Genomic DNA, 21,180 nt, shown 5'->3' on the forward strand with positions numbered 1-21,180 from the left:
ATTGAAGCGCTTATGGTATTATGAGTACAAACAATCAAAGGAGGGTCAGAAATGACCAATTTTTCTACATTTCGCGTATCCAATGAACCGACATTTACAGCTGCTGTGAGAAAAGCAGCATTGACTGATCTACCTGAAGGCGACGTCCTTGTCCGGGTTGACTATTCTGATGTCAATTATAAAGATGCTTTAGCAGCGAAAGAAAACGGCGGGGTGATCCGCAGCTATCCCATGACGCCAGGGATCGATTTGGCTGGCGAAGTCATCGACAGTCAATCCGCTGCTTTCTCCGCAGGCGATCAAGTCTTACTGACGGGATACGGCCTCGGTGTTTCCCATCCTGGCGGGTATAGCCAATTCCAGCGGGTACCCGCTGACTGGTTGATCAAAAGACCAGCTGGTTTGTCAGCGAAAGATAGTATGGTTTATGGCACTGCTGGTTTCACCGCTGCTTTAGCCGTCCAATCCCTAGAAGAATTACAGCTTGAAGCTTCGGCACCGATTTTAGTGACCGGTGCCAGCGGTGGCGTAGGCAGTGTCAGTATTGCTTTATTAAACAAATTAGGGTATCGCAACATCATTGCCCTTTCCCGCAAAAAAGAGGCACAATGGTTGCTGGACCTAGGTGCCACTACAATCATGACACCTGCTGAAGTGATGCCGGAGAAAATCAAACCGCTGGCCAAACAACAATTTGCTGCTGTGATCGATACCGTTGGCGGCGAGCTGATCAGCGGCTTACTACCACAGATTGCTTACGGCGGGGGTGCATTCTTGTGCGGCAATGCTGGCGGCATCAAAATGGAAACCACGGTATTGCCCTTTATTTTACGCGGGATCCGTATAGTCGGCATTGATTCTGTCAATGTCTCACATGAGGTACGAAACCTGATCTGGGGGAAATTAGCTGCTGACTGGTCAGTGAGTGATCGATTGCACACCCAAGAAATCATCTTGGACCAATTACCAGACACCTTAGCTGCCTTGTTAGCAGGCAGCCACCAAGGCAGAACCATCGTAAAGGTGGCTGCCGAGAAATGAACATTTTGATTACCGCCGGTGGAACATCTGAAAGAATCGATGATGTCCGAGCGATCACCAATCATTCAACAGGTGCTTTGGGTCAAGCATTGGCGCAGGCATGGCTTGATGATCCGGTTTGTCAAATCGATTATGTGACGACAAGAACAGCCAAACAGCCGCAAGCAGACCCGCGCTTGACATTACATCTGATTGAAGGAACCAATGATCTTTTCAATACCTTGCAGCATCTGCTGTCAACAAAAACCTATGATGCAGTCATTCATAGTATGGCCGTCAGTGATTTTACACCAGCGGCAAGTTTTTCAGAACAGGCCTTTTGTCAAGCTTTGAATCAGGCATTGCCGCATTTCAACAACCAAGTAACGCCTGCGTTGATCGAACAAGTACTTGCTGCAGAAAAACAGACAAGCGGCAAAATTTCTTCAGATACTGATCATTTGTTTGTTATTTTAGAAAAAACCCCAAAAGTGATCCAAATCATCAAACAATTACAACCTGATACACTGTTGGTAGGTTTTAAATTATTGACCAATGTCAGCAAAGAAGCGTTATTTGCCGTTGCCCAAGACAGTTTGCGCAAAAGTCAGGCCGATTATGTACTGGCCAACGACTTGCAGCAGATTCACGGAACCCAGCATATCGGGTATTTATTGAATCAAGCTGGCGAAGTTGCCCAAGGAAAAACCAAAGCCGAACTGGCCGCTTTGATCGTCACGACACTGCAACATGACCTGCACTCTGCCTAACACCTATATAAAGGAGAAACAGCTATGGAACAAAAACATGTACTACTTGGCATCAGCGGCAGTATCTCTGCCTATAAAGCCGCTGATCTAACCAACGAACTAACGAAGAAAGGGTATGCGGTCGATGTCTTGATGACGAAGAACAGTACCCAATTTATTACACCATTGACATTGCAATCATTAGCCAAACGACCGATCCATGTCGATGTCATGCAGGAAAATCAACCTGACCGTATCAACCATATCGAATTGGCTAAACAAGCGGACTTGTTTTTATTGGCGCCAGCCAGTGCCAATCTCATCGGCAAACTCGCCCACGGTTTGGCGGACGACCTGATTTCAACGGTTGCTTTGGCATTGCCCTTATCCGTACCGCGTCTGATTGCACCGGCCATGAACACTGTCATGTATCAAAACCCGATCGTACAACGCAATCTCGCCATTTTACACGAAGTCGGTTTCGAAGAAATCGATCCGCGGGAAGCTTTGTTGGCATGTGGGGATTTTGGTAAAGGTGCCCTTGCTGCCACCGAAACGATTGTAGAAAAAGCTGTTGCAGCTTTAGAAACTCGGAGTGTCTAACATGAAAAAACGATCAACCTTTGACTTAGTCTTGACCGCATTCTTTTTAGGTATTTTGATTTTATTGGCTTCTGTTCCCTTTTTGGGTTTTATCCCGTTAGGTCCTATCAATGCAACAACCATGCATATTCCCGTGATCATTGCCTCGATTATTTTAGGCCCGCGGATCGGCGGATTCTTAGGTGGCGCTTTCGGACTCATCAGCATGATCCGCTCAACCTTGATCATCACACCGCTGTCTTTCGTCTTTTCTCCCTTCGTGCCTTTATATGGCACTGATCAAGGCAGTTGGAAAGCCGTACTCGTTGCGTTGATTCCCCGCATTTTGATTGGCGTTGTGCCTTATTTTGTCTTTAAGGGTTGTCAAAAAATGTGGAAAAACAAACAACAGAGTCTGTCATTATTACTGGCAGGCATCGCTGGTGGTTTAACCAATACGATTCTTGTCATGAATTTGATTTATTTCTTGTTCCATCAAGAATACGCTGCAGTTGTTGGTAAAGCGGGCAACGCGATCTACGCAGCGATATTGGGCGTGATCTTCACACAAGGCATCCCGGAAGCGATGGTGGCTGGGATCGCGACAATGGCCGTTGCCAGTGTTCTGCTTCGGCTTGTAGCAAACCGAAATAAAAATCGAATATAAAAAAACGACGTATGATCAATTCATGATCATACGTCGTCTGCTTTGTTAAAATGTCTGACTCACCTGTAATGCTTCGACCAATTGCTGATATTGATCTTCCGTTAAATAATCTTGATAAAAGCTCAGATAAAAGTCAATGTCTTCTTGACTCATTTGGCCGGACAGCCCGCTGACTTCTTCAAGCAAGGCATCAAATTCATCATCGGTCAGCATAAATGAAGTCCAGTCATCTGAAGTCGACGTATCTGCATCATCGTAACTATCATCCCAGCTATCATATGTTGAAAACAATTCTTCTGCTTCGATCACATCTTCTGCAGCTGGAATAGTGACCGATTGCTGACTCTCTTTGCCGGTAAATGTGACTGTCATCCCTAGTGCGAGCTGTGATGCATCGGCCTGTACCAGATCAACGACCATCGTTTGTTTATTGCTATTCGTATTGACAGTGGTTTTGATCGTGATTTCCGAAACCGCATCAAGCACTGATTGCAGCGCATCTATCTGTGTATCTTGATCTTGCGCTTTGGCGTAGGTGAGATAATCCGTCAACTCTGCTTTGGTGAAGGTATGACTGATCTCGTCACCATCTTTCTCAAAAGAATCTCGATCTAACGTCTTCAAATAGTCAGCAAAGGTGTCACTATTGAAGGTCCCTAGCATTGGCAAGATCGTAGAATCTTGCGTTTTGCTTGTGTCTGCTGTTCCCTCTAAATAACTATCTAAATCCGCATCATCTATACGAATAAATTTGCCTTCCAGATCGGTCGCTCCTGGTGTAGTTTGATAACTACTGTCCCCGTAAGCCACTACATACCCCATCAATGTTTGATATATATCAGCAGATAGATATGCCGTATCCGAGGTAGTATCTAAAATCATTGAGATAGGCAGTTCTTGCCCGCCAAATCCGACTGTCATATCCAACGATACAGCATCTGTGTCTGAATCTTGCACAACAGTTCCAGTCACCTTCGTTCCAACGATTTGCGACATGATCATTGAAGCATAGATATTGGCTGCTTCATCAGACGTTTGACCATCCCCCATATCGAATGTATCGATCGTCATCGAAAAGTCTCCCCCATGGAACGCTTGCTTGGTTGTCAACGCTTCAGAAAATTGTTCCTGCGGCAACTTGGTACATGCACCTAATACAGCCATCAACCCAACAACTAAAAACACTTTAAGCCATTTTCTCATTCTACTCACTTCCCTTCGCATTTATTGTACCGAACTCCCATGTGCCTTACAATTGATAAACCTTGATAAAAAAAAGCAAACAGCGGAATGACTGTTTGCCTAAGCTATTTATGCATGCGCACCAATGATCCGTACTTCTGTTTCTAATGTCACATCGAATTTCTCTTTGATGACTGCTTGGATATGGGCAATCAACTCGACATAATCCGTGGCCGTTGCATGATCCACATTCACAATAAATCCGGCATGTTTTTCGGAGATTTGGGCGCCGCCCCACTTCAATCCTTGCAAGCCCGCTTCTTGGATCAACGCACCCGTGAAATGGCCTTTTGGACGCTTGAAGACACTGCCGCAAGATGGATATTCCAATGGCTGCTTTTCTTGACGCAATGCCGTCAATTCGTCCATCCGCTTTTTGATCTGCTCTTGGGGACCTTCAGCTAATGCAAAGCGTGCCGTGAGAATCACGGCTTGCTGCTCTTGCAATGCACTGTGGCGGTAAGCAAAATCCATCTCAGCTTGATGATAGGTCACGATCTGGCCATCGGCTAATAAGACATCACAAGAAACAAACACATCTTGGATCTCGCCTTCATAAGCGCCGGCATTCATAAAGACAGCACCACCTACACTCCCGGGAATCCCGCAGGCAAATTCAAAACCTGTCAATGATTCATGGAGTGCCACATAGGTCGTATCGATCAACTTGGCTCCAGCTGCTGCGGTGATGGTCGTTCCTTCTACCGAGATCTCATTCATTTCCGCCAACATGATCACAACACCACGAATACCCCCATCACGAACGATCAAATTACTCGCATTACCAAGCACAAGCCATGGTATCCCTTCGTTGCGACAATAATCGACCAGTTGTTTGACTTCATCAGCTATCTTTGGAAAAGCCAAAATATCTGCTGGCCCTCCAGTTTTGGTATACGTATAATTCATCAAGGGTTCATCTTTTAATAAAGCAATCTTGGGAAATTGCGTAATCATTTCTTCTTTATTCACAAAAAAAGTTCCTTTCGCTTTCACATTCTGTTTTATTTTAGCATGTTCGCGAAAAAGTTGCTACCTCTTGCCCAAACAGCCTGCAACAATCCCTTCCTTTGATATTCTGCCGATTTTAGGTAAAATGAAATGAAGCAAGAACATGAGGAGGATACAGAATGAAATTTATTTCCTGGAATGTCAATGGCCTCAGAGCCATCGTCAAAAAGAATTTTTATGAAGCATTTGCCGCACTTGATGCTGATTTCTTTTGTTTGCAAGAAACCAAACTGCAAGAAGGGCAAATCGAACTTGATTTACCCGGCTATCATCAATATTGGCATTATGCCGAAAAGAAAGGCTATTCTGGCACTGCGATTTTCGCAAAAGAACCCGCTTTATCTGTTAATTATGGTATTGGTGAAGCCGCTCATGATACAGAAGGACGGGTCATTACTTTGGAATACAACGATTTCTACTTGGTGACTTGTTATACACCAAATTCTCAAAATGAACTCAAGCGCTTAGACTACCGAATGACATGGGAGGAAAGTTTTCTCACGTATCTTGATTCCTTGAAAGTCCAAAAACCAGTGATCTTGTGTGGCGACTTAAACGTGGCCCATCAAAATATCGATATCAAAAATTGGAAAACCAACCAAAAGAATGCCGGATTCACACCCGAAGAACGAGGGAAGTTCTCAACCCTTTTGGCTGCTGGTTATACTGATACCTTCCGCTACTTTTATCCTGAACTAGAAGGCGTATATTCTTGGTGGAGTTATCGCTTCAATGCCCGCCAAAATAATGCCGGTTGGCGCATCGATTACTTTGTTGTTTCTGATGACTTAAAAGATCGCTTGGTGGATGCGAAGATCCATACTGATATCTTGGGCAGTGATCATTGTCCAGTTGAATTGCAATTATCTTAATCAAAAAGCAGCCTAGGCTGCTTTTTTGATTGCCTGCAAATCAATTGATGTCCTTCCCAACAGCTAGGGCTTTCTTGAATTTTTTTATTTTCTTGATTGCCCAGTCATAGTGACTAGCAGTCGAGGATACAAAGTAGCTGCCTAATGTGCTGCCGCCTACCCACAAGAATACCTTCTTTGTGAATAGTTGATCCGTTGAAAAGTCTGCCAAAAGCGCCATGACACGTTCATGGCTGGCTTGAAACAGCGTCAACGCTTCTTGATAGCTGCTGTCTTGGTTTTCCTCTTGAAAGGCGTCATTCATCGCGCCATAGTTGCGCCAATTATAGCCCTCTCGCAGAAACGGTTTTGCCTCACCCTGTTGATTGCTTACAACCCAATCGATCAGCAGTTTATGCCATTCGTGCAAATGGATCAAGACATCATGAATGTTTTGATCTCGCTGCCAATGGGCGCCTTTTTCTTTGGAAAGATCAAATGAAAAAGGTTGATTGATTTCTTCGGGTGTCATTGATCCCAGCAAGTTGATCAATTCGGTATATTTGCTGGTACTCGCTTCGATCAATGTGGCTTTCGTTGTTGGTCTTGCCATATCATCATCCTCCGTTTTCTATGATTATAGCATGGGCCCATCATTTGTGAAAACAGTATCATTCTTTCTTTCCATATCCTAAAAACCGTACGCCACATTTAGAAGCATCTCGCGTGCGTCCAATGAAAAATTGCTTAATTTTGCCTAAACCTGCAAGATCGAGTCGTTTTTCTAAAAGAATTTGTGCTAAAATGACAGGTGAGGTGAAGGCTATGAATTTTATCGCAATGGACTTTGAAACGGCGAATTATCAAAAACATAGTGCCTGTTCATTGGCATTGGTCATGGTGCGAGAAAGCAAAATCGTTGGCGAGTATTATACATTGATCCAACCAGAAACAGATTTCTTTTGGAAAAACATCCAGATCCACGGGATTCATCCCGAAGATGTACAGGATGCGCCGAAGTTTCCTGAAGTGTGGCAGAAGATCCAACAGTATTACCATTTAAATAGTTTGGTGGTTGCCCACAATGCAGGCTTTGATAATGGTGTCCTTGCTGGCTGCTTGGATTATTATGGACTGACTCAGCCCAACTTCATGTCCTTGTGTACCGTACGTACAAGTCGCAAATTATATCCGGAATTTACCAACCACAAATTAAATACGGTCTGTGAGCAATTACAGATTCCCCTTTTGAATCATCATGATGCCCTAGAAGATAGTCGTGCCTGTGCCCAGATTTTGCTGCGGCAGGAACACGATTTTGGCATTGAACCACTAAAAAAACTTGTATTGGTCAAATAAAGTAATCTCAAGCAGTTTATTGACTTGCTAAAACAGGAACAACCGCAAACACACCTATTGGGCAGTTTTGGGGTTGTTCCTATTTTTGTATTCAGCTTTATACTTTAAACAAACATGCCAACCACTTCAATCACTTCACTCCAAGTCAACAGATCACATTCTTCGATTTTCTCGATATTCCTACTTATATAATCCATGGACCGAATCTGATGTGTTATAATCTCACCTGAGACTACTTGTGGTTCTTTTATCTCGACATAAGTAGCAAAACCTCTTTTGGTCGATGTGATGGGACACACTAAGCAAAATCCGGTCAGTTGATTAAAAGAGTCCTTACTGACTATTAGTGCAGGCCTTCTTTTTCGTATTTCCTTGCCTTTAGAAGGATCGAAATCTATCCAAACAATATCTCTTTGTCTAGGATAATTCAACTTAACTTTCCTCCCCTTCTGATTCCATATTATCCCATTCTCTATCATCAGAAGAAATGCTTTTTCTAAAACCTTGCCAATCTTTTGGGTCACTGAAAATATCTTTCTTTTTAGGTTTCAATATATATGTGTCTTCCACTTTTAAAATGGTAAATGTTTCGCCAATTTCTGGAGATATGTCTTTTGGAAAAATTGCACCTATTGAATTGCCTATTTTTCTTGCTTTTATTTCCATTTGGATTCATCTCCCTCTTGTGTTAAATCAAGTTTAACATCATGCAATTAGACTGTCAAACCTCGAATCTCTCGTATGTGTTTACGATATAATCATTTCTATACTGAAATTTTCAAGTGTAAAATAAAGACTTTTTATGCGTTTAATCAACAAGAAATTCTTCGTCACGTCAAATCGATCCAATAACGCCGCAACAGAGCACCATCACTAGGATCCTTGATTTCCTCAGCAAATCGACCGCCATTTGCTTCGATCACTTTCGCTGATCCGACATTTTCTTTGTCACAGATCACCAAAACTTTGGTCAATCCTTCCGCTTTGGCTTGCTGCAGACCAGCTTTGAGCATTGCTGCGCCGAGTCCTTTTTGACGCTGATCTGGTTTTACAGAGTAACCGATATGCCCGCCATAATCCCGCAAGAAGGCATTGAGTGCCAATCGCAGATTCAGTAAGCCGACAATTTGTCCATCTTCAAGAGCAGCATATGTTTTGGCCGGAACAAACCCTTCCGGTACAGTGTCTTTCGACGCAAAAAGCGGCAACTCTGCCAGCCATTGAGCAGCAGATGCGGCTTGTGCCAATCCTGCACCGCCATGGATAACCTCACCACGGTCCATAAACGCTTTCCGATAAAGTGTCACTTGCGCTTCATCTGACTGTGTCACTTCTCTCAATTCCATACCGCACCTCCTCTGGTTTAGTCAAATAACCGTGCCATCATCAAGACGTCAACTTTGTCGCCTTCTTTTGTTTGCACAGCTTGTTTCATACACCCTTCAGTGTCAAAAGCAAATTTCTGATACAATCCGATTGCCCGTTGATTTCTCGCTTGAACAGTTAATTCGATGCGTGTCAGAACACCACATGCACTGACCCAAACAAGCAACTCTTCCAATAAGATAGTACCTAGACCCAATCCCCAATACTCTTTAAGGATCGAGATACCAACTTCCCCCACATGTGCCAGCTGATATTCATTATGGCCTTTGATCGATGCCAAGCCTATCACCCTATCCCCATCTAAGGCAAGCAGCAGCATATAGTTGTCTGCTTCAGCCAATGCCTCAAGCTCTTGTGCTAGCAGGGCTTCCGGCAGTGCCAAGCCATTGTCATCCATCAGCAGAAAGTCTGTTTCCAGCGCCAATTGCTGGCTGGCTGCTAGTACACCGGCTGCATCGGCCCCTTGTGCTTCTCGAATGTCCAACTGAATCTCAGTCATGATCTGCACCCCAAAGTTGCTGGATCCGGGTCAAAAAAGCAGCCCCTCGTTGGCCAAATGCGTTGAACTTCACAATCCGTTTATCTGGATCTGTATCATCTTTTTCAAGAATCAGTTCTAAATATGCTTCTGGCAAAGCCTCTTCCAGCTGGTTGCCCCACTCGATCACAGACAAGCCATCTCCTTCGAAATACTCATCCAGACCTAGCGCATCGGCGCCCGACGATACGCGATAGACATCCATATGATACAAAGGTATTCGTCCTTGGTTGTATTCCCGGATAATCGTATAGGTCGGACTTTTGATCAGTTGTTCAATGGCCAAACCTTTGGCAATTCCTTTCGTCAACGTTGTTTTGCCCGCCCCCAAATCGCCGGTCAAAACCAAATTATCTCCTGGTTGTGCTGCTTGCCCGATCACAATGGCTAAAGCTTGCGTTGCCTCAGTATTCTCAATGGTTATCATTCTTACCACCCTTTATTCTATTTGCTTTGTGTTAGTATAGCCTGTTTGACTAATCCTTGTAAAGATACAGTCCTTCTCTCGCAACAAACATAAAAAAAGCCGCTCCTATGAAGGAGCAGCTTTCAAGCAAGATTATTTTTCCATCAATGTTTGTGCTGCAGTAATGATCGATAGTTTGTAGACATCTTCTTCGTTTGATCCACGAGAAAGGTCAGAGATTGGTTTGTTCAATCCTTGCAAGATTGGGCCAATCGCTTCGAAATTACCAAAACGTTGAGCAATTTTGTAGCCGATGTTTCCTGATTGCAAGTCTGGGAAGACAAAGACTGTTGCTTTACCTGCGACTTCAGAGTCAGGCGCTTTCAAATGAGCAACAGAGGATACATAGGCTGCATCAAATTGCAATTCACCATCGATCTCATATTCAGGTGCCAATTCTTGGGCAATTTTTGTTGCTTCAGCCACTTTGTCTACTTCTGGTGCTTTCGCGGAACCTTTAGTAGAGAAGCTTAACATCGCTACTTTAGGATCGATTTCAAATAATTCAGCAGTTTTTGCAGAATCAACAGCAATCTCAGCTAATTCTTGTGCGGTTGGGTTAACATTGATCGCACAATCTGAGAACAAATATTTTTCTTGATCACGGCCACGGACCATTAAGAAAGCCCCACTCGTACGGCTGACACCAGGTTTGGTTTTGATGATCTGCAAGGCAGGGCGAACAGTATCCCCTGTTGAATGGATTGCACCAGATACCATCCCATCAGTGATGCCCATGTAAGTAAGCATGGTGCCGAAATAGTTGACATCTGTCAAAATTTCTTCAGCTTGTTCTTTGGTTACTTTGCCATTACGCCGAGCAACGAAAGCTTCCACCATTTCATCCCAACGATCATAAGAAGCTGGATCAACGATTTCAAAGTTGGCGATGTTGATACCGCGCGCTTCAGCAGCTTTTTCAATTTCTTCAGGATTGCCGACCAAAACAGGTTCGATCAATTCTTCTGAACGTAAACGGCTGGCAGCACCTAAGATACGAGGATCAGTTGCTTCAGGGAAAACGATTTTGATATGACGACGCACGATTTTAAATTTTAAGCTTTCGAATAATTCCACGGATAATGACCTCCAGTTTTTTTATACCCTTACATTGTACAATAGAAGTGAAAAAAAGAACAGATAAAAATGCTGTACTAGTCAAAGTTTTCGACTTTCGTTAAGCGCTTCACAATCCTCTGATACATATCCAGCAAAACAGGCCTTCTCACTTATTTATCATGACTAGTCCACGCAATAGGGGTTTCTCCGAGATCCCGCAATGCCGCATTGATCGTTGAAAAAGGCTTAGAGCCAAAAAAACCGCGATACGCAGATAAGGGACTCGGATGTGGTGCTGTCAATACAATATGTTTGTCTGTATCAAGCAGGTGGATTTTCTTTTGTGCCGGTTTGCCCCATAAAACAAAGATCACCGGTTGCGCTCTTTGATTTAACGTCTCAATGATCGTGTCAGTCAACTTCTCCCATCCGCGGCCATGATGACTATTTGCCTCACCTGCGCGTACAGTCAGTACGGTATTCAGTAAAAAGACTCCCTGCTTAGCCCAAGGGACCAAATAGCCATCGATTGGTGGTGTAACCTTCAGATCATCTGCTAATTCTTGATATATATTGCGCAACGATGGTGGTAATTTCACCCCAGGCTGCACCGAAAATGCAAGTCCATGGGCTTGATTTGGGCCATGGTATGGGTCTTGCCCTAGTATCACGACTTTTACTTGTTCAAACGGCGTGTATTGCAACGCTGCAAAGATTTGATCTCTGGGCGGATACACCGTATGTGTCTCGTACTCGTTGTCTAAAAACTGCTGTAGTTCTTGATAATATGGCTGTGCGAAACTCGCCGCCAATCGTTCTTGCCAGTCTTGGGGTAATGATTGATTCATACTGCGCCTCCCTTTTTGTTCATCATATCAAACCGATAGAAGATGACGCAAGATTTACTCATAGACAAAAAATTCCACCCCATTTTGTGGTACACTAGTTAGTAGAAACAATCAGAAAGGACGCTGAACATGATAAAATTAATTGCATCTGATATGGATGGAACTTTATTGAATGCCAGTATGCAAATTTCAGAAGAAAACATTCAAGCGATCAAATATGCCCAATCAAAAGGCATCGAGTTCATGGTTGCAACTGGCCGTAACCGCAAAGAGGCGTTGCCCCCTTTAGAAGAAGCTGGTTTAGATTGCGCGATGATCAATTTGAACGGTGCACAAGTCTTTGATTCAAGTGGTACCTCATTGTTTACGGTGCCGATCGATCGCGAAAAAACCCGCTCTATCATTGATCTTTTGAAAGAACAAAATATCTACTTTGAAATCTCAACCAGCAATGGGATCTATTCAGAAAGCCAAACACGACGGATCGAAAATTTTGCGATCCATACAGCGGAGGCGATGCCCCATTTGACCCACAAAATGGCGATTGCGATGACTGCCGCTCGGTTAGAATTTTTGCCGATCAATTATGTCACTGATTTTTCCGAACTATTTTTGCTGGAAGAATTAGAATTCTTGAAAATCATTTGTTTCCATCCTGACGGCGACAGCGTCTTGGCGCCGATCACACAAGTCATTGATGGCTATGGTGACTTAGTGGTCACCTCTTCTGGTCAAAACAATATTGAGATCAATCATCGCAATGCCCAAAAAGGAATTGCTGTGGCACATGTCGCCAAAGATCGCGGCATCGATTTATCTGAAGTGTTAACGATTGGCGATAATTTAAATGATCTGAGCATGCTGCAAGTTGCAGGTGTGAGTTTTGCTATGGGAAATGGTGAACTGGAAGTCAAAGAGACCGCGAAATATTTGACCAGTACCAACATCGAGTCCGGCGTTGGGAAAGCGATCATGCGTGCAATCGAGGAAAACTTATAATCACATACTGCTTTTTGGGATACAAAAGGAGGCGGAAGGATGTCAGAATTTTTTATTCAAGACAGACAACTGAGTAAAATCACGCGAACTATCGTCAAAGACGAAAAGGGCAAATCGCTGTTTTTGATGGTTGGCCGCTGGGGAACCAAAGGGGATGCCTTATCCCTCTATTGTTTGAATGGCGAGTTGTTAGCCAGTATCAAGCAAATCAGTTTTACCTTTGGCACCCGCTTTGAAATCTACAAAGACTTTGAAAAAGTCGGTACGCTGCAGAAAATTTTTAATTGGCCTGGGGACTTTTACTATATCCAGCAATTACATTGGGCTGTCCATGGCGATATTTACAATCATCGTTATGGCATCCATCATTTCAATCGTAAAATCATGGAGATGGATAAAGCCACTTTGTTGACGGGGGATTACTATGTCCTAAATGTAACGGATGACCAGGATGCGCCAGTTTGTATTTGCATTGCCGCAGTCATGGACTATTGGTTGTATAATCGCCCAAAAAAAGCCGATCATCCTTTGGAATTACGGCTTCACAACGAAACCAGCTGATTGCTCAGCTGGTTTTCTTTTGCATATGATCATACAGGTGTCCGCTGATTTCCCGTTCCGCCACAACTTCAAATCCATGTTTCTCATACAGTCTTTTGGCATTCGGGTTGGCGCGATCCACACTCAATCCAATCACATCGTAGCCATCGCGATGGGCAATCTTTGGCAGCGCCTCTAATAGCGCAGATCCGACACCATGTCCACGAAACGCTTCTGCAACACATATGGTATCTAAATACCATTCATTCGGCATCGTTTCTTCATCAATAAATAACTTCATGTCTTTACTCAATCCATATTGTTCTAATACACGGTCCAACGGCTGATCGATCGTTGCTTCTTCTTTATCTGGATAGCCAAATGCAACACCTGCTACGGTGCCATCGATTTCGTTGACCAATGCTCTCGTATACCCATAACGGTAACTCGGTTCCAACATAGCATCTGCCAATATCTCTAGCGTCTTTGCTTCACCGATTTCTTTGACAAAAGGCAACTCCATATCCTTTAAAATCACTAAGACCAACTCAGCCATTGCGAAGCGATCTTCTTTTTTTGCAAATCTTATCACGATTATTCCTCCTAGCTACTCTTTTAGCATAACAACTTTCAGTATAAAAACCAAGCTTTTTTCAACACCACGCAGACCTGTCCCGATAGACGATCGTTTATTCATGCAATTCAAGCGGCAATCCATCGGGGTCTTGAAAGAAAGTCATTTTCTTATGCGTAAACGTATCAAAACGTATCGGTTCACAATCAATCCCTTTCGCTGCCAAAGCGGCCACCACTTCTTCAATGTGTGTCACATGGAAAGCCAAATGGCGCAAACCCGCAGCTTCAGGGAAACTTGGTCTTGTTGGTGCATTTTGGTTGATAAACAATTCAATCTCTGAGGAACCAAAACGAAGATCGATTTTGATATCTCCTTTATCCGCCCGGTGGTGTTCTCTAATCACCTCAAACCCCAGTTTATCTACATAAAACTCCTTGGCTTCTTGATAGTCTCTGGCAATGATGGCGATATGGTGCATCTGATCAAACATAGACTCTCTCCTCTCATTTCTCTATCAGTGTATCCTCTGTCCCTGTTTTTTGCTAGGAAAATCCACGCAAATTTTTCCCTTTTTGCGTCTGTGTTTCTGGTATACTTGTGATGGGAAGGTGATCATCAATGAATTTATTATTTATATCAATCTCTGGAAATACCCGCGCGTTTGTTCAACGATTGCAGGCATACGCGGCAGAACAAACTGTTGAAGCAGATTGGACCATCAAAGAGATCCATGACAACAGCGCCTTGACAGAAGAAACAGAACCCTTCGTTGCCTTTGTACCGACATATTTAGAAGGCGGGAATGGCGTTGATAATGGCGATCAAGAAATTTTGACTGAAACACTGCGGGAATATATCGATTTCGGTGACAATGCCCAACATTGTTTGGGTGTCATCGGCAGTGGCAACAAAAATTTCAACTATCAGTATTGTCTGACTGCCAAACAATATGCAACGCAATTTGCCGTTCCTTTTTTGGCTGACTTCGAATTAAGAGGAACAAACCAAGATATTGAACGAATCTATCATATCTTGAAAGAAATCGAACCACACCCAACGGAAGCGATCAAGTAGACTGAACAGCAAAGGATTGGAGAAAACGCATGACCCCACAATTCACAGTATTGGTACTCATCCTCGCCGTGGTCGCGGCGCTCATCGCATTAGACATTTGGAATCGAATCAAGCTGCGCCGCTATGTCCAACGTTCTTGGGGCAAGATCCCCCACCAACCGCGGTTTGACAAAGAGGATAGTTTGAAGAAAGCTTGGCAGATCGAAAAAAACTTTCAGCAATTCGATAGCGAAATCGATGATATCACATGGTATGACCTTGATGGGTTTCATTTATTTGAAGCCATCAATCTGACCTACTCAAGTGTCGGATCAGAAGCACTCTATCAGCAATTGCGCAATTATCAATTCAAAGAAGATAGCCAATTACAAGAGCTGATTGCTTTTTTTGCGCAAAACCATTCTGCCAGAGAACAGGCGCAGTATACCTTTGCCCGTTTAGGCAAGCAAGATCATAATTTTTCGAAATCCTACTTGGCGCAAGAAGCTGCGCCGTCGATTGGTTCCTTGCCTTTATTTATCTGTTTAGGCCTGTTGCCGCTCATTGGGCTGCTTTTGTTTGCGATTGGGATTCCTGTGGGCTTGATCTTGACAATAGGTGGTATCTTGTTCAATACGATCTATTATTCAATCAAAAAAGCCCGCTTAGAAACAGAACTAAACAGTATGCGTTACTTGGTACAAACGATTGCTAGCGGCAATCAAATCGCTAAAATCGCTACACCACTGCAACAAGAAATCAAAGACGCACTGAAACCGTTAAAGAATATTCCACGTTTTGGGCTGTCCTTCCGCGCCAAAAATGGCAGTGACGGCGATATGTTATTTGAATACATCAATATTTTCTTTATGTTGCCTTTCATTTCCTACCAATCGGTGACTAGCACTTTAGCCAAGCACCACGACGATGCCATTCGGCTCTGGGATCTCTTAGGAAAGTTAGAAGTCGCAGCGGCGATCTTGAATTTCCGAACGTATATGCCAATCACCTGCATCCCTGATTTCCAAGAGGGACCTGTTGTATCAAGCGGTTCTTATCATCCATTACTGAAAGAAGCCGTCATGAATGATGTCGACTGGGGGCACAATACCCTTGTGACTGGCGCCAACGCTTCCGGCAAATCGACCTATGTCAAAAGTATTGCCATCAATTGTTGGCTTTCACAAACGATTTATACAGCGGTAGCAGAAACCTTCACTTTGGCACCAGGACATGTCATTACTTCAATGGCTGTCGAAGATGATCTGTTTGAAGGAGATAGTTATTTTGTCGCTGAGATCAAATCGATCAAACGCCTGCTGGATCAAGTAGCTACCAAAGAACGGTGTTACTGCTTTATTGATGAGATTTTGAAAGGAACCAACACAGTTGAGCGAATTGCCGCTTCTTCCAGTATCATCCACTGGCTCAGCGGCTATCCAAGTCTTGCCTTTGTCGCGACCCACGATATCGAACTGACTGAGATACTCAAACAGGATTGCCGCAACATTCACTTTTCTGAACAAGTCACAGCTGATGATGGTATTTCATTCGACTATAAAGTCAAGACTGGCGCTGCCAAAAGCCGCAATGCCATCGCACTGCTTGGTGTACTGGGCTATCCGCAAACCATCGTTGATCACGCCAATCATGCTGCAGCGATCTTTGATGATACCAGAACCTGGTCTGATCTATCATGAACAAAAAGAATCACTTCACTGCATCGCAGCTGAAGTGATTCTTTTTTATTCTCCGAATAAATCGGTCGCTAAACTATACTGCTCTCCTTGCAAAACATCATACTGAATCATTTGATAGGCATCATAAACCTCTTGGGTTTCTTTATTCAAGGACAATTGGGTTTGCCATTGTCCGCCGATATAATATTGACCCGTTTCAAAAGCCGGCAATTCCTCTTGCAAGGTCAACAACATTTCATAAAAGCCATTGGTCGGCTGTTGACTTTCTTCCAACAGCGTTGGTGCAAAGTAAAACGGACTCGTGACTGCAACATCTTGTTGTTGGAAATCTCCATCAGAATCAACCATCAGAAACTGCGTTTCATGCAATGTGGCGGTATCATTTTGATCTTTGATCGCATCTGAATAGATCCCAGGTAAATGATCTCCCCAGAAGACAACCAATGTGCGCCGGTTCAAGGTAGACAATTCAGAGATAAATTCTTTCAATGCTGTACTGCTGTAAGACACATCTTGCAAATAATTCTCCAATGAATCCATGTTCCCGTCACCTGCAGCTTGATAATCCAATGTATCATATTTGCCCACATAAGGCATATGGGTCTGCATCGTCACCAAATGAACGAATTGTGGTTGTGCTTCGTCTGAAAGAACAGACATGACTTCTTTATAAGCTGACGCGTCCGATATATAGGGATTGTTTTCAATTTTGTCCGTATAGGTTATGGTATCTTGATCCAAAAACGAATCAAAGCCCATCACGTCATAAACATCTTTGCGCTTATACATCGATGTATCATAAGGATGAATGGCTGTAGCCCCATATCCATCTTGCTTAAGAAATGACACCAAAGAAGGCAATTGTGTCAATTTCGGTACCAGCATTGTATACGGCGTCGTCATTTGCGGGTTCATCAACCCCATCGAAAAACTAGTCAATGCTTCAAACTCGATATTGGCTGTCCCACCGCCATAGTTTTGTGACAGCATCTTGCCGCTGATCGTTTGATCTGCTACTTGATAATAATCTTCCAAAGGATCTCCCGTAATCGTAATGCCCTTTAAATGACTCGGATCAGAAAAACTTTCACTCATCACATAGACGATATTGGGCGCTTCACTGTCCCGCGTCTTATTGGTATCAGCCGCTAATGCACTATACTTTGCAGCAATCTCCTCAACAGCTTCTTTGCTGTACCCTGCTGGTTTCTCCATCGCATCCACCCGCAAATTATACAAAAAACCGCCAATAAAACCTGTATTGTAATAATTCATTTTTTGCGAATAAGGAATCCAAAGGGCTGTTCGATTATAGGCTTTACGCAACAGATTCGCACTATCGTTGAAATGCGAAACATAGACCAGCCCTAGAGAACATAGAATCAGCACTGCCCCTCGGAAAATCTGCTGTCTACGCTTCAACTTGCGGCTGCGATAGATACTCCAGCCCACAGCCACGATAGCTGCAATGGCTAATAGCAGCGCCAACAAGAATGCCCCATTGCCGATCATGGTTCGCAGCAGCGTAAATTGCGTCACCATTTTGAGGTCATCTGGATAAATCGGCTCTTGCCGATAGGACATCTTCATATAATTGGCATAGCCTAAAATACCGATCCCGACACTATAGAACACCCCGCCTATGCGCAAGGATCCTGCGATACTCGCAAAAAATCCATAGACAAGTGCAAGAACCAAGCAAGCCAAAAAGAATTTCTCCGTATGCCATGAAAAGGCAAATTTAAGAGCCAGACTTATCGATAGATTATTTTGACACCATTGTAAAAAAAGATTGCTGAAAATGATCAAGCCAATCACAGCCATCACTTTTAAAGCGATTTTCCCATATTGAGGGAGTTTTTGTTTCATTCAGACTGTTCCTCCTTGTACCCTGACCATTTTTAGTCCCCTCCGTATTTTATGCTTTCACGGAAACAATGTAAAGTCGTTGTAGTTAGCAAGGTCTCCTGACAACATGCACGGATATGCAAAAAAATCCTCGGCCCAAAAAAGAGTCGCTAGGCGCGTTGACACCCAATTTCCCCCGCGACTCCTTTTTCTCCAAGGATCTTATCTGGATTTAGCAGATTGGTTTATTTCCAAAAATCGTCAAAGATCGTCACAGGCAGATGACGTTTGTGCTGTGTTTTGTTCCACCAGTTTTCGATCGTTTGCTGTGCTTCACCAGTAACGGTTTTGCCTTCTAAATAATCATCGATATCATTGTAAGTGACACCTAATGCGGCTTCATCAGCAACCAATGGTTTACCATCTTCTAGATCGGCTGTTGGTACTTTGGTATACAGCGCTTCTGGCGCACCCAAGTATTCCAGCAACTGGCGGCCTTGACGTTTATCCAATCGGAACAATGGCAAAATATCCGCACCGCCATCACCATATTTTGTAAAGAAACCTGTAATATTTTCTGCCGCATGATCGGTACCGATCACTGCGCCAGCTTTTTCGCCAGCGATCGCATATTGTGTGATCATTCGTTGTCGGGCTTTGATATTGCCTTTGTTAAAGTCGGAAACCGCTAGACCTGCTTCTTCAACAGCTGCAACTTCGGCATCCACCGGACCTTTGATATTGACCCGCAAAGAAATATCTGGCTGGATGAAATCCAAAGCGCGTTTGGCATCTGCTTCATCTGCTTGTTCGCCATAAGGCAAGCGTACAGCGATAAATTGGTAGTTAGGATTATTGGTTTCGCTGCGCATTTCCTCCATCGTCAATTGTGCGATCCGACCAGCCAATGAAGAATCTTGTCCGCCACTGATGCCTAAGACTAAGGTATGCAGGAATGGATTTTTTTGCAAATACGCTTTTAGAAAATCAATACTCTTACGTACTTCTTCTTTTGGATCGATTGTTGGCAATACACCTAATTCCTTGATAATTTCATTTTGCAATGTCATAAAAAACGCCCCCTTGATTTTTTATTGTGCCACTCACTATACATGCAGATCAGTTATCTTGCATCTACAGAATCTCACCTTTGGTTTGTTTGCGGACTTTTTCGATGGTCCGCATTTTGTGATTCCAGCACTCTTGTGACAGATCGACTGGATATTTTTGCGGATTCAAATCACGTTTGTACTCATCCCATAGGGAGTCCAAACAATTTGTGGCATATGCTTTGATATGCTCTAGATCAGGCACCTCATACACTTGCTTGCCCTCAATAAAAATATCTTGCAGCAGTGGTCGTGCATCAAAGTCCGTGACCGTTTTGTTGATAAAGGTGTGGACCGGATGGAACATGAACAATTCTTTTTCTTTTTGCGGCGTTTCTTCCCACAGGGTCACATAATCTCCTTCTGATTTCCCATCAGATTTACGGGTGATACGCCATACTTGCTTTTTGCCAGGTGTGGATACTTTTTCAGCGTTGCTGGATAATTTGATGGTATCAATCATTTGCCCTTCGGCATTTTCAATTGCCACCAATTTATACACTGCACCTAATGCCGGTTGGTCATAGGCTGTGATCAACTTCGTACCCACACCCCACACATCGATTTTGGCTTTTTGCATTTTTAAGCTCAAAATCGTATTCTCATCTAAATCGTTTGACGCATAGATTTTGGCTTCTGTGAATCCAGCTTCATCGAGCTGTTCCCGCACTTTTTTAGAGATGTAAGCCATGTCGCCGCTATCGATACGAACACCAAGGAAATTGATTTTGTCGCCCATCTCTTTGGCCACTCGAATGGCATTGGGTACACCTAAACGCAAGGTATCATACGTATCGACCAAAAAAACACAGTCTTTATGGGTCTTCGCATAGGCCATAAAGGCATCATAGTCATTGCCGTAGGACTGTACCAACGAATGGGCATGGGTCCCGCTGGCAGGAATGCCAAAGATCTTCCCCGCACGTACATTACTCGTCGCATCCGCACCGCCAATAAACGCTGCCCGGGTGCCCCAAATCGCAGCATCCATCTCTTGCGCCCGACGAGAACCAAATTCCAATAAAGGATCTGGACCAATCACCGACTTGATTCGGGCCGCTTTGGTTGCAATCAACGTTTGGAAATTGACCATATTCAACAGCGCTGTTTCGACCAACTGCGCTTGCGCCAATGGTCCTTCCACTTGAATGATTGGTTCGTTATTGAAAACCAAATCACCTTCTAAAGCTGAACGAACGGTACAAGAAAACTTAAAAGCTTTCAAATAGTCCAAGAATGCTTCTGGATAGCCGCCGATTTCACGAAGATAGTCAATATCTGATGATGAAAATGATAAATCATTCAAATAATCGATCAAGCGTTCTAATCCTGCAAAGATCGCGTAGCCATTTTCGAATGGCATCTCCCGAAAATAGCATTCAAAGACTGCATTTAATTCTGCCCGACCCAATTCCCAATAAGTCTGCATCATGTTGATTTGATATAAATCTGTGTGCAACGTCAAGGTATCATCTTTAAATAATTTCTGCATGTGTCTTACTCCCTTTAACTTACTTCTTCCCATTATAGCAAAAAAAACAAAAAACGCAGAAAATATTGTTCAATTCAAAAAAAC

At 43.5% G+C, this 21,180-nt stretch carries 25 protein-coding genes; 10 read left to right on the plus strand and 15 right to left on the minus strand.

Annotation, left to right across the window (positions count from 1 at the left end; all coding sequences use genetic code 11):
* The first annotated feature begins 51 nt into the window (after positions 1-51).
* The 4 genes from AEQ18_RS00620 to AEQ18_RS00635 are packed head-to-tail and all read left to right on the plus strand — an operon-like array spanning position 52 to position 3,018.
* Complete coding sequence (locus AEQ18_RS00620; protein WP_054114430.1) at positions 52-1,041, plus strand: acrylyl-CoA reductase family protein; 990 nt, start codon at positions 52-54, stop codon at positions 1,039-1,041.
* Positions 1,038-1,790, plus strand: a complete 753-nt coding sequence (gene coaB / locus AEQ18_RS00625) for a phosphopantothenate--cysteine ligase (protein ID WP_054114431.1) — start codon at positions 1,038-1,040, stop codon at positions 1,788-1,790. Before AEQ18_RS00620 ends, coaB begins: the two co-directional genes overlap by 4 nt.
* Positions 1,791-1,814: 24 nt before the next feature.
* Positions 1,815-2,372: a phosphopantothenoylcysteine decarboxylase gene (gene coaC / locus AEQ18_RS00630; RefSeq protein ID WP_054114432.1), complete on the plus strand. Its 558-nt coding sequence runs from the start codon at positions 1,815-1,817 to the stop codon at positions 2,370-2,372.
* A gap of 1 nt (position 2,373) precedes the next feature.
* Positions 2,374-3,018 carry an ECF transporter S component gene (locus tag AEQ18_RS00635; protein WP_054114433.1) on the plus strand — a complete coding sequence of 215 codons (645 nt, stop codon included), beginning with the start codon at positions 2,374-2,376 and terminating at the stop codon, positions 3,016-3,018.
* Positions 3,019-3,063: 45 nt separating this feature from the next.
* Here AEQ18_RS00635 and AEQ18_RS00640 read toward each other — a convergent pair whose 3' ends face one another.
* Positions 3,064-4,221, minus strand: a complete 1,158-nt coding sequence (locus tag AEQ18_RS00640; RefSeq protein WP_054114434.1) for a hypothetical protein — start codon at positions 4,219-4,221, stop codon at positions 3,064-3,066.
* Between the two features lie 108 nt (positions 4,222-4,329).
* A complete protein-coding gene (gene murB, locus AEQ18_RS00645; RefSeq protein WP_054114435.1) occupies positions 4,330-5,232 on the minus strand; it encodes a UDP-N-acetylmuramate dehydrogenase in 903 nt (300 codons plus the stop codon).
* A gap of 158 nt (positions 5,233-5,390) precedes the next feature.
* Here murB and AEQ18_RS00650 point away from each other — a divergent pair, with 158 nt between their 5' ends.
* Complete coding sequence (locus tag AEQ18_RS00650) at positions 5,391-6,143, plus strand: exodeoxyribonuclease III (protein ID WP_054114436.1); 753 nt, start codon at positions 5,391-5,393, stop codon at positions 6,141-6,143.
* 40 nt (positions 6,144-6,183) lie between these two features.
* Here the strand turns inward: AEQ18_RS00650 and AEQ18_RS00655 are convergent, their stop codons facing one another.
* A complete protein-coding gene (locus tag AEQ18_RS00655; RefSeq protein WP_054114437.1) occupies positions 6,184-6,735 on the minus strand; it encodes a ClbS/DfsB family four-helix bundle protein in 552 nt (183 codons plus the stop codon).
* A gap of 212 nt (positions 6,736-6,947) precedes the next feature.
* Between AEQ18_RS00655 and AEQ18_RS00660 the strand changes: the two genes are divergently transcribed.
* On the plus strand, positions 6,948-7,481 hold the full coding sequence (locus AEQ18_RS00660) for a 3'-5' exonuclease (protein WP_054114438.1): 534 nt from the start codon (positions 6,948-6,950) through the stop codon (positions 7,479-7,481).
* Positions 7,482-7,585: 104 nt separating this feature from the next.
* On the opposite strand, the gene AEQ18_RS00665 is transcribed toward AEQ18_RS00660, so the two are convergent.
* The 7 genes from AEQ18_RS00665 to AEQ18_RS00695 form a co-directional block, all read right to left on the minus strand.
* The gene (locus tag AEQ18_RS00665; protein WP_054114439.1) at positions 7,586-7,912 is read right to left on the minus strand and encodes a type II toxin-antitoxin system PemK/MazF family toxin; all 327 of its coding nucleotides are present in this window, start codon (positions 7,910-7,912) and stop codon (positions 7,586-7,588) included.
* Between the two features lies 1 nt (position 7,913).
* Positions 7,914-8,147 carry an AbrB/MazE/SpoVT family DNA-binding domain-containing protein gene (locus tag AEQ18_RS00670; protein ID WP_054114440.1) on the minus strand — a complete coding sequence of 78 codons (234 nt, stop codon included), beginning with the start codon at positions 8,145-8,147 and terminating at the stop codon, positions 7,914-7,916.
* A 164-nt stretch (positions 8,148-8,311) separates the two neighbouring features.
* On the minus strand, positions 8,312-8,827 hold the full coding sequence (locus tag AEQ18_RS00675; RefSeq protein WP_054114441.1) for a GNAT family N-acetyltransferase: 516 nt from the start codon (positions 8,825-8,827) through the stop codon (positions 8,312-8,314).
* A gap of 17 nt (positions 8,828-8,844) precedes the next feature.
* A complete protein-coding gene (locus AEQ18_RS00680) occupies positions 8,845-9,366 on the minus strand; it encodes a GNAT family N-acetyltransferase (protein ID WP_054114442.1) in 522 nt (173 codons plus the stop codon).
* Positions 9,359-9,832, minus strand: a complete 474-nt coding sequence (gene tsaE / locus AEQ18_RS00685; protein WP_054114443.1) for a tRNA (adenosine(37)-N6)-threonylcarbamoyltransferase complex ATPase subunit type 1 TsaE — start codon at positions 9,830-9,832, stop codon at positions 9,359-9,361. Before tsaE ends, AEQ18_RS00680 begins: the two co-directional genes overlap by 8 nt.
* 132 nt (positions 9,833-9,964) lie before the next feature.
* Positions 9,965-10,948 carry a phosphate acetyltransferase gene (gene pta, locus AEQ18_RS00690; protein ID WP_054114444.1) on the minus strand — a complete coding sequence of 328 codons (984 nt, stop codon included), beginning with the start codon at positions 10,946-10,948 and terminating at the stop codon, positions 9,965-9,967.
* Positions 10,949-11,100: 152 nt separating this feature from the next.
* Positions 11,101-11,778: a uracil-DNA glycosylase gene (locus AEQ18_RS00695; RefSeq protein ID WP_054114445.1), complete on the minus strand. Its 678-nt coding sequence runs from the start codon at positions 11,776-11,778 to the stop codon at positions 11,101-11,103.
* 129 nt (positions 11,779-11,907) lie between these two features.
* On the opposite strand from AEQ18_RS00695, the gene AEQ18_RS00700 reads away from it, so the two are divergent.
* Together AEQ18_RS00700 and AEQ18_RS00705 are read left to right on the plus strand one after the other, a co-directional pair.
* Complete coding sequence (locus tag AEQ18_RS00700; protein WP_054114446.1) at positions 11,908-12,777, plus strand: Cof-type HAD-IIB family hydrolase; 870 nt, start codon at positions 11,908-11,910, stop codon at positions 12,775-12,777.
* Positions 12,778-12,816: 39 nt separating this feature from the next.
* Entirely contained in the window at positions 12,817-13,338 is a 522-nt protein-coding gene (locus AEQ18_RS00705; RefSeq protein WP_054114447.1) for an LURP-one-related/scramblase family protein, read from the plus strand.
* 4 nt (positions 13,339-13,342) lie between these two features.
* Here the strand turns inward: AEQ18_RS00705 and AEQ18_RS00710 are convergent, their stop codons facing one another.
* Positions 13,343-13,909: a GNAT family N-acetyltransferase gene (locus AEQ18_RS00710; protein ID WP_054114448.1), complete on the minus strand. Its 567-nt coding sequence runs from the start codon at positions 13,907-13,909 to the stop codon at positions 13,343-13,345.
* A 97-nt stretch (positions 13,910-14,006) separates the two neighbouring features.
* A complete protein-coding gene (gene gloA2 / locus AEQ18_RS00715; protein WP_054114449.1) occupies positions 14,007-14,384 on the minus strand; it encodes an SMU1112c/YaeR family gloxylase I-like metalloprotein in 378 nt (125 codons plus the stop codon).
* A gap of 128 nt (positions 14,385-14,512) precedes the next feature.
* Here gloA2 and nrdI point away from each other — a divergent pair, with 128 nt between their 5' ends.
* Together nrdI and AEQ18_RS00725 are read left to right on the plus strand one after the other, a co-directional pair.
* Positions 14,513-14,968, plus strand: a complete 456-nt coding sequence (gene nrdI / locus AEQ18_RS00720) for a class Ib ribonucleoside-diphosphate reductase assembly flavoprotein NrdI (protein WP_054114450.1) — start codon at positions 14,513-14,515, stop codon at positions 14,966-14,968.
* A 29-nt stretch (positions 14,969-14,997) separates the two neighbouring features.
* The gene (locus AEQ18_RS00725) at positions 14,998-16,647 is read left to right on the plus strand and encodes a MutS-related protein (RefSeq protein WP_054114451.1); all 1,650 of its coding nucleotides are present in this window, start codon (positions 14,998-15,000) and stop codon (positions 16,645-16,647) included.
* 45 nt (positions 16,648-16,692) lie between these two features.
* Here AEQ18_RS00725 and AEQ18_RS00730 read toward each other — a convergent pair whose 3' ends face one another.
* From AEQ18_RS00730 to AEQ18_RS00740, 3 genes are all read right to left on the minus strand, one after another.
* Positions 16,693-18,516: an LTA synthase family protein gene (locus AEQ18_RS00730; RefSeq protein WP_054114452.1), complete on the minus strand. Its 1,824-nt coding sequence runs from the start codon at positions 18,514-18,516 to the stop codon at positions 16,693-16,695.
* 224 nt (positions 18,517-18,740) lie between these two features.
* The gene (gene nadE / locus AEQ18_RS00735) at positions 18,741-19,565 is read right to left on the minus strand and encodes an ammonia-dependent NAD(+) synthetase (protein ID WP_054114453.1); all 825 of its coding nucleotides are present in this window, start codon (positions 19,563-19,565) and stop codon (positions 18,741-18,743) included.
* A 64-nt stretch (positions 19,566-19,629) separates the two neighbouring features.
* Positions 19,630-21,096, minus strand: a complete 1,467-nt coding sequence (locus AEQ18_RS00740; protein WP_054114454.1) for a nicotinate phosphoribosyltransferase — start codon at positions 21,094-21,096, stop codon at positions 19,630-19,632.
* Positions 21,097-21,180 lie beyond the last annotated feature (84 nt).

It is taken from the genome of Enterococcus sp. RIT-PI-f (genome assembly GCF_001297065.1).
Classification (GTDB): Bacteria; Bacillota; Bacilli; order Lactobacillales; family Enterococcaceae; genus Enterococcus_D.

Bases quoted from the DNA above. Each gene is read 5' to 3' on its own strand.
- AEQ18_RS00620 (WP_054114430.1), top strand. From the start codon at position 52: ATGACCAATTTTTCTACATTTCGCGTATCCAATGAACCGACATTTACA.
- coaB (WP_054114431.1), top strand. From the start codon at position 1,038: ATGAACATTTTGATTACCGCCGGTGGAACATCTGAAAGAATCGATGAT.
- coaC (WP_054114432.1), top strand. From the start codon at position 1,815: ATGGAACAAAAACATGTACTACTTGGCATCAGCGGCAGTATCTCTGCC.
- AEQ18_RS00635 (WP_054114433.1), top strand. From the start codon at position 2,374: ATGAAAAAACGATCAACCTTTGACTTAGTCTTGACCGCATTCTTTTTA.
- AEQ18_RS00640 (WP_054114434.1), bottom strand. From the start codon at position 4,221: ATGAGAAAATGGCTTAAAGTGTTTTTAGTTGTTGGGTTGATGGCTGTA.
- AEQ18_RS00650 (WP_054114436.1), top strand. From the start codon at position 5,391: ATGAAATTTATTTCCTGGAATGTCAATGGCCTCAGAGCCATCGTCAAA.
- AEQ18_RS00655 (WP_054114437.1), bottom strand. From the start codon at position 6,735: ATGGCAAGACCAACAACGAAAGCCACATTGATCGAAGCGAGTACCAGC.
- AEQ18_RS00660 (WP_054114438.1), top strand. From the start codon at position 6,948: ATGAATTTTATCGCAATGGACTTTGAAACGGCGAATTATCAAAAACAT.
- AEQ18_RS00670 (WP_054114440.1), bottom strand. From the start codon at position 8,147: ATGGAAATAAAAGCAAGAAAAATAGGCAATTCAATAGGTGCAATTTTT.
- AEQ18_RS00675 (WP_054114441.1), bottom strand. From the start codon at position 8,827: ATGGAATTGAGAGAAGTGACACAGTCAGATGAAGCGCAAGTGACACTT.
- AEQ18_RS00680 (WP_054114442.1), bottom strand. From the start codon at position 9,366: ATGACTGAGATTCAGTTGGACATTCGAGAAGCACAAGGGGCCGATGCA.
- tsaE (WP_054114443.1), bottom strand. From the start codon at position 9,832: ATGATAACCATTGAGAATACTGAGGCAACGCAAGCTTTAGCCATTGTG.
- AEQ18_RS00695 (WP_054114445.1), bottom strand. From the start codon at position 11,778: ATGAATCAATCATTACCCCAAGACTGGCAAGAACGATTGGCGGCGAGT.
- AEQ18_RS00700 (WP_054114446.1), top strand. From the start codon at position 11,908: ATGATAAAATTAATTGCATCTGATATGGATGGAACTTTATTGAATGCC.
- AEQ18_RS00705 (WP_054114447.1), top strand. From the start codon at position 12,817: ATGTCAGAATTTTTTATTCAAGACAGACAACTGAGTAAAATCACGCGA.
- gloA2 (WP_054114449.1), bottom strand. From the start codon at position 14,384: ATGTTTGATCAGATGCACCATATCGCCATCATTGCCAGAGACTATCAA.
- nrdI (WP_054114450.1), top strand. From the start codon at position 14,513: ATGAATTTATTATTTATATCAATCTCTGGAAATACCCGCGCGTTTGTT.
- AEQ18_RS00725 (WP_054114451.1), top strand. From the start codon at position 14,998: ATGACCCCACAATTCACAGTATTGGTACTCATCCTCGCCGTGGTCGCG.
- AEQ18_RS00730 (WP_054114452.1), bottom strand. From the start codon at position 18,516: ATGAAACAAAAACTCCCTCAATATGGGAAAATCGCTTTAAAAGTGATG.
- nadE (WP_054114453.1), bottom strand. From the start codon at position 19,565: ATGACATTGCAAAATGAAATTATCAAGGAATTAGGTGTATTGCCAACA.
- AEQ18_RS00740 (WP_054114454.1), bottom strand. From the start codon at position 21,096: ATGCAGAAATTATTTAAAGATGATACCTTGACGTTGCACACAGATTTA.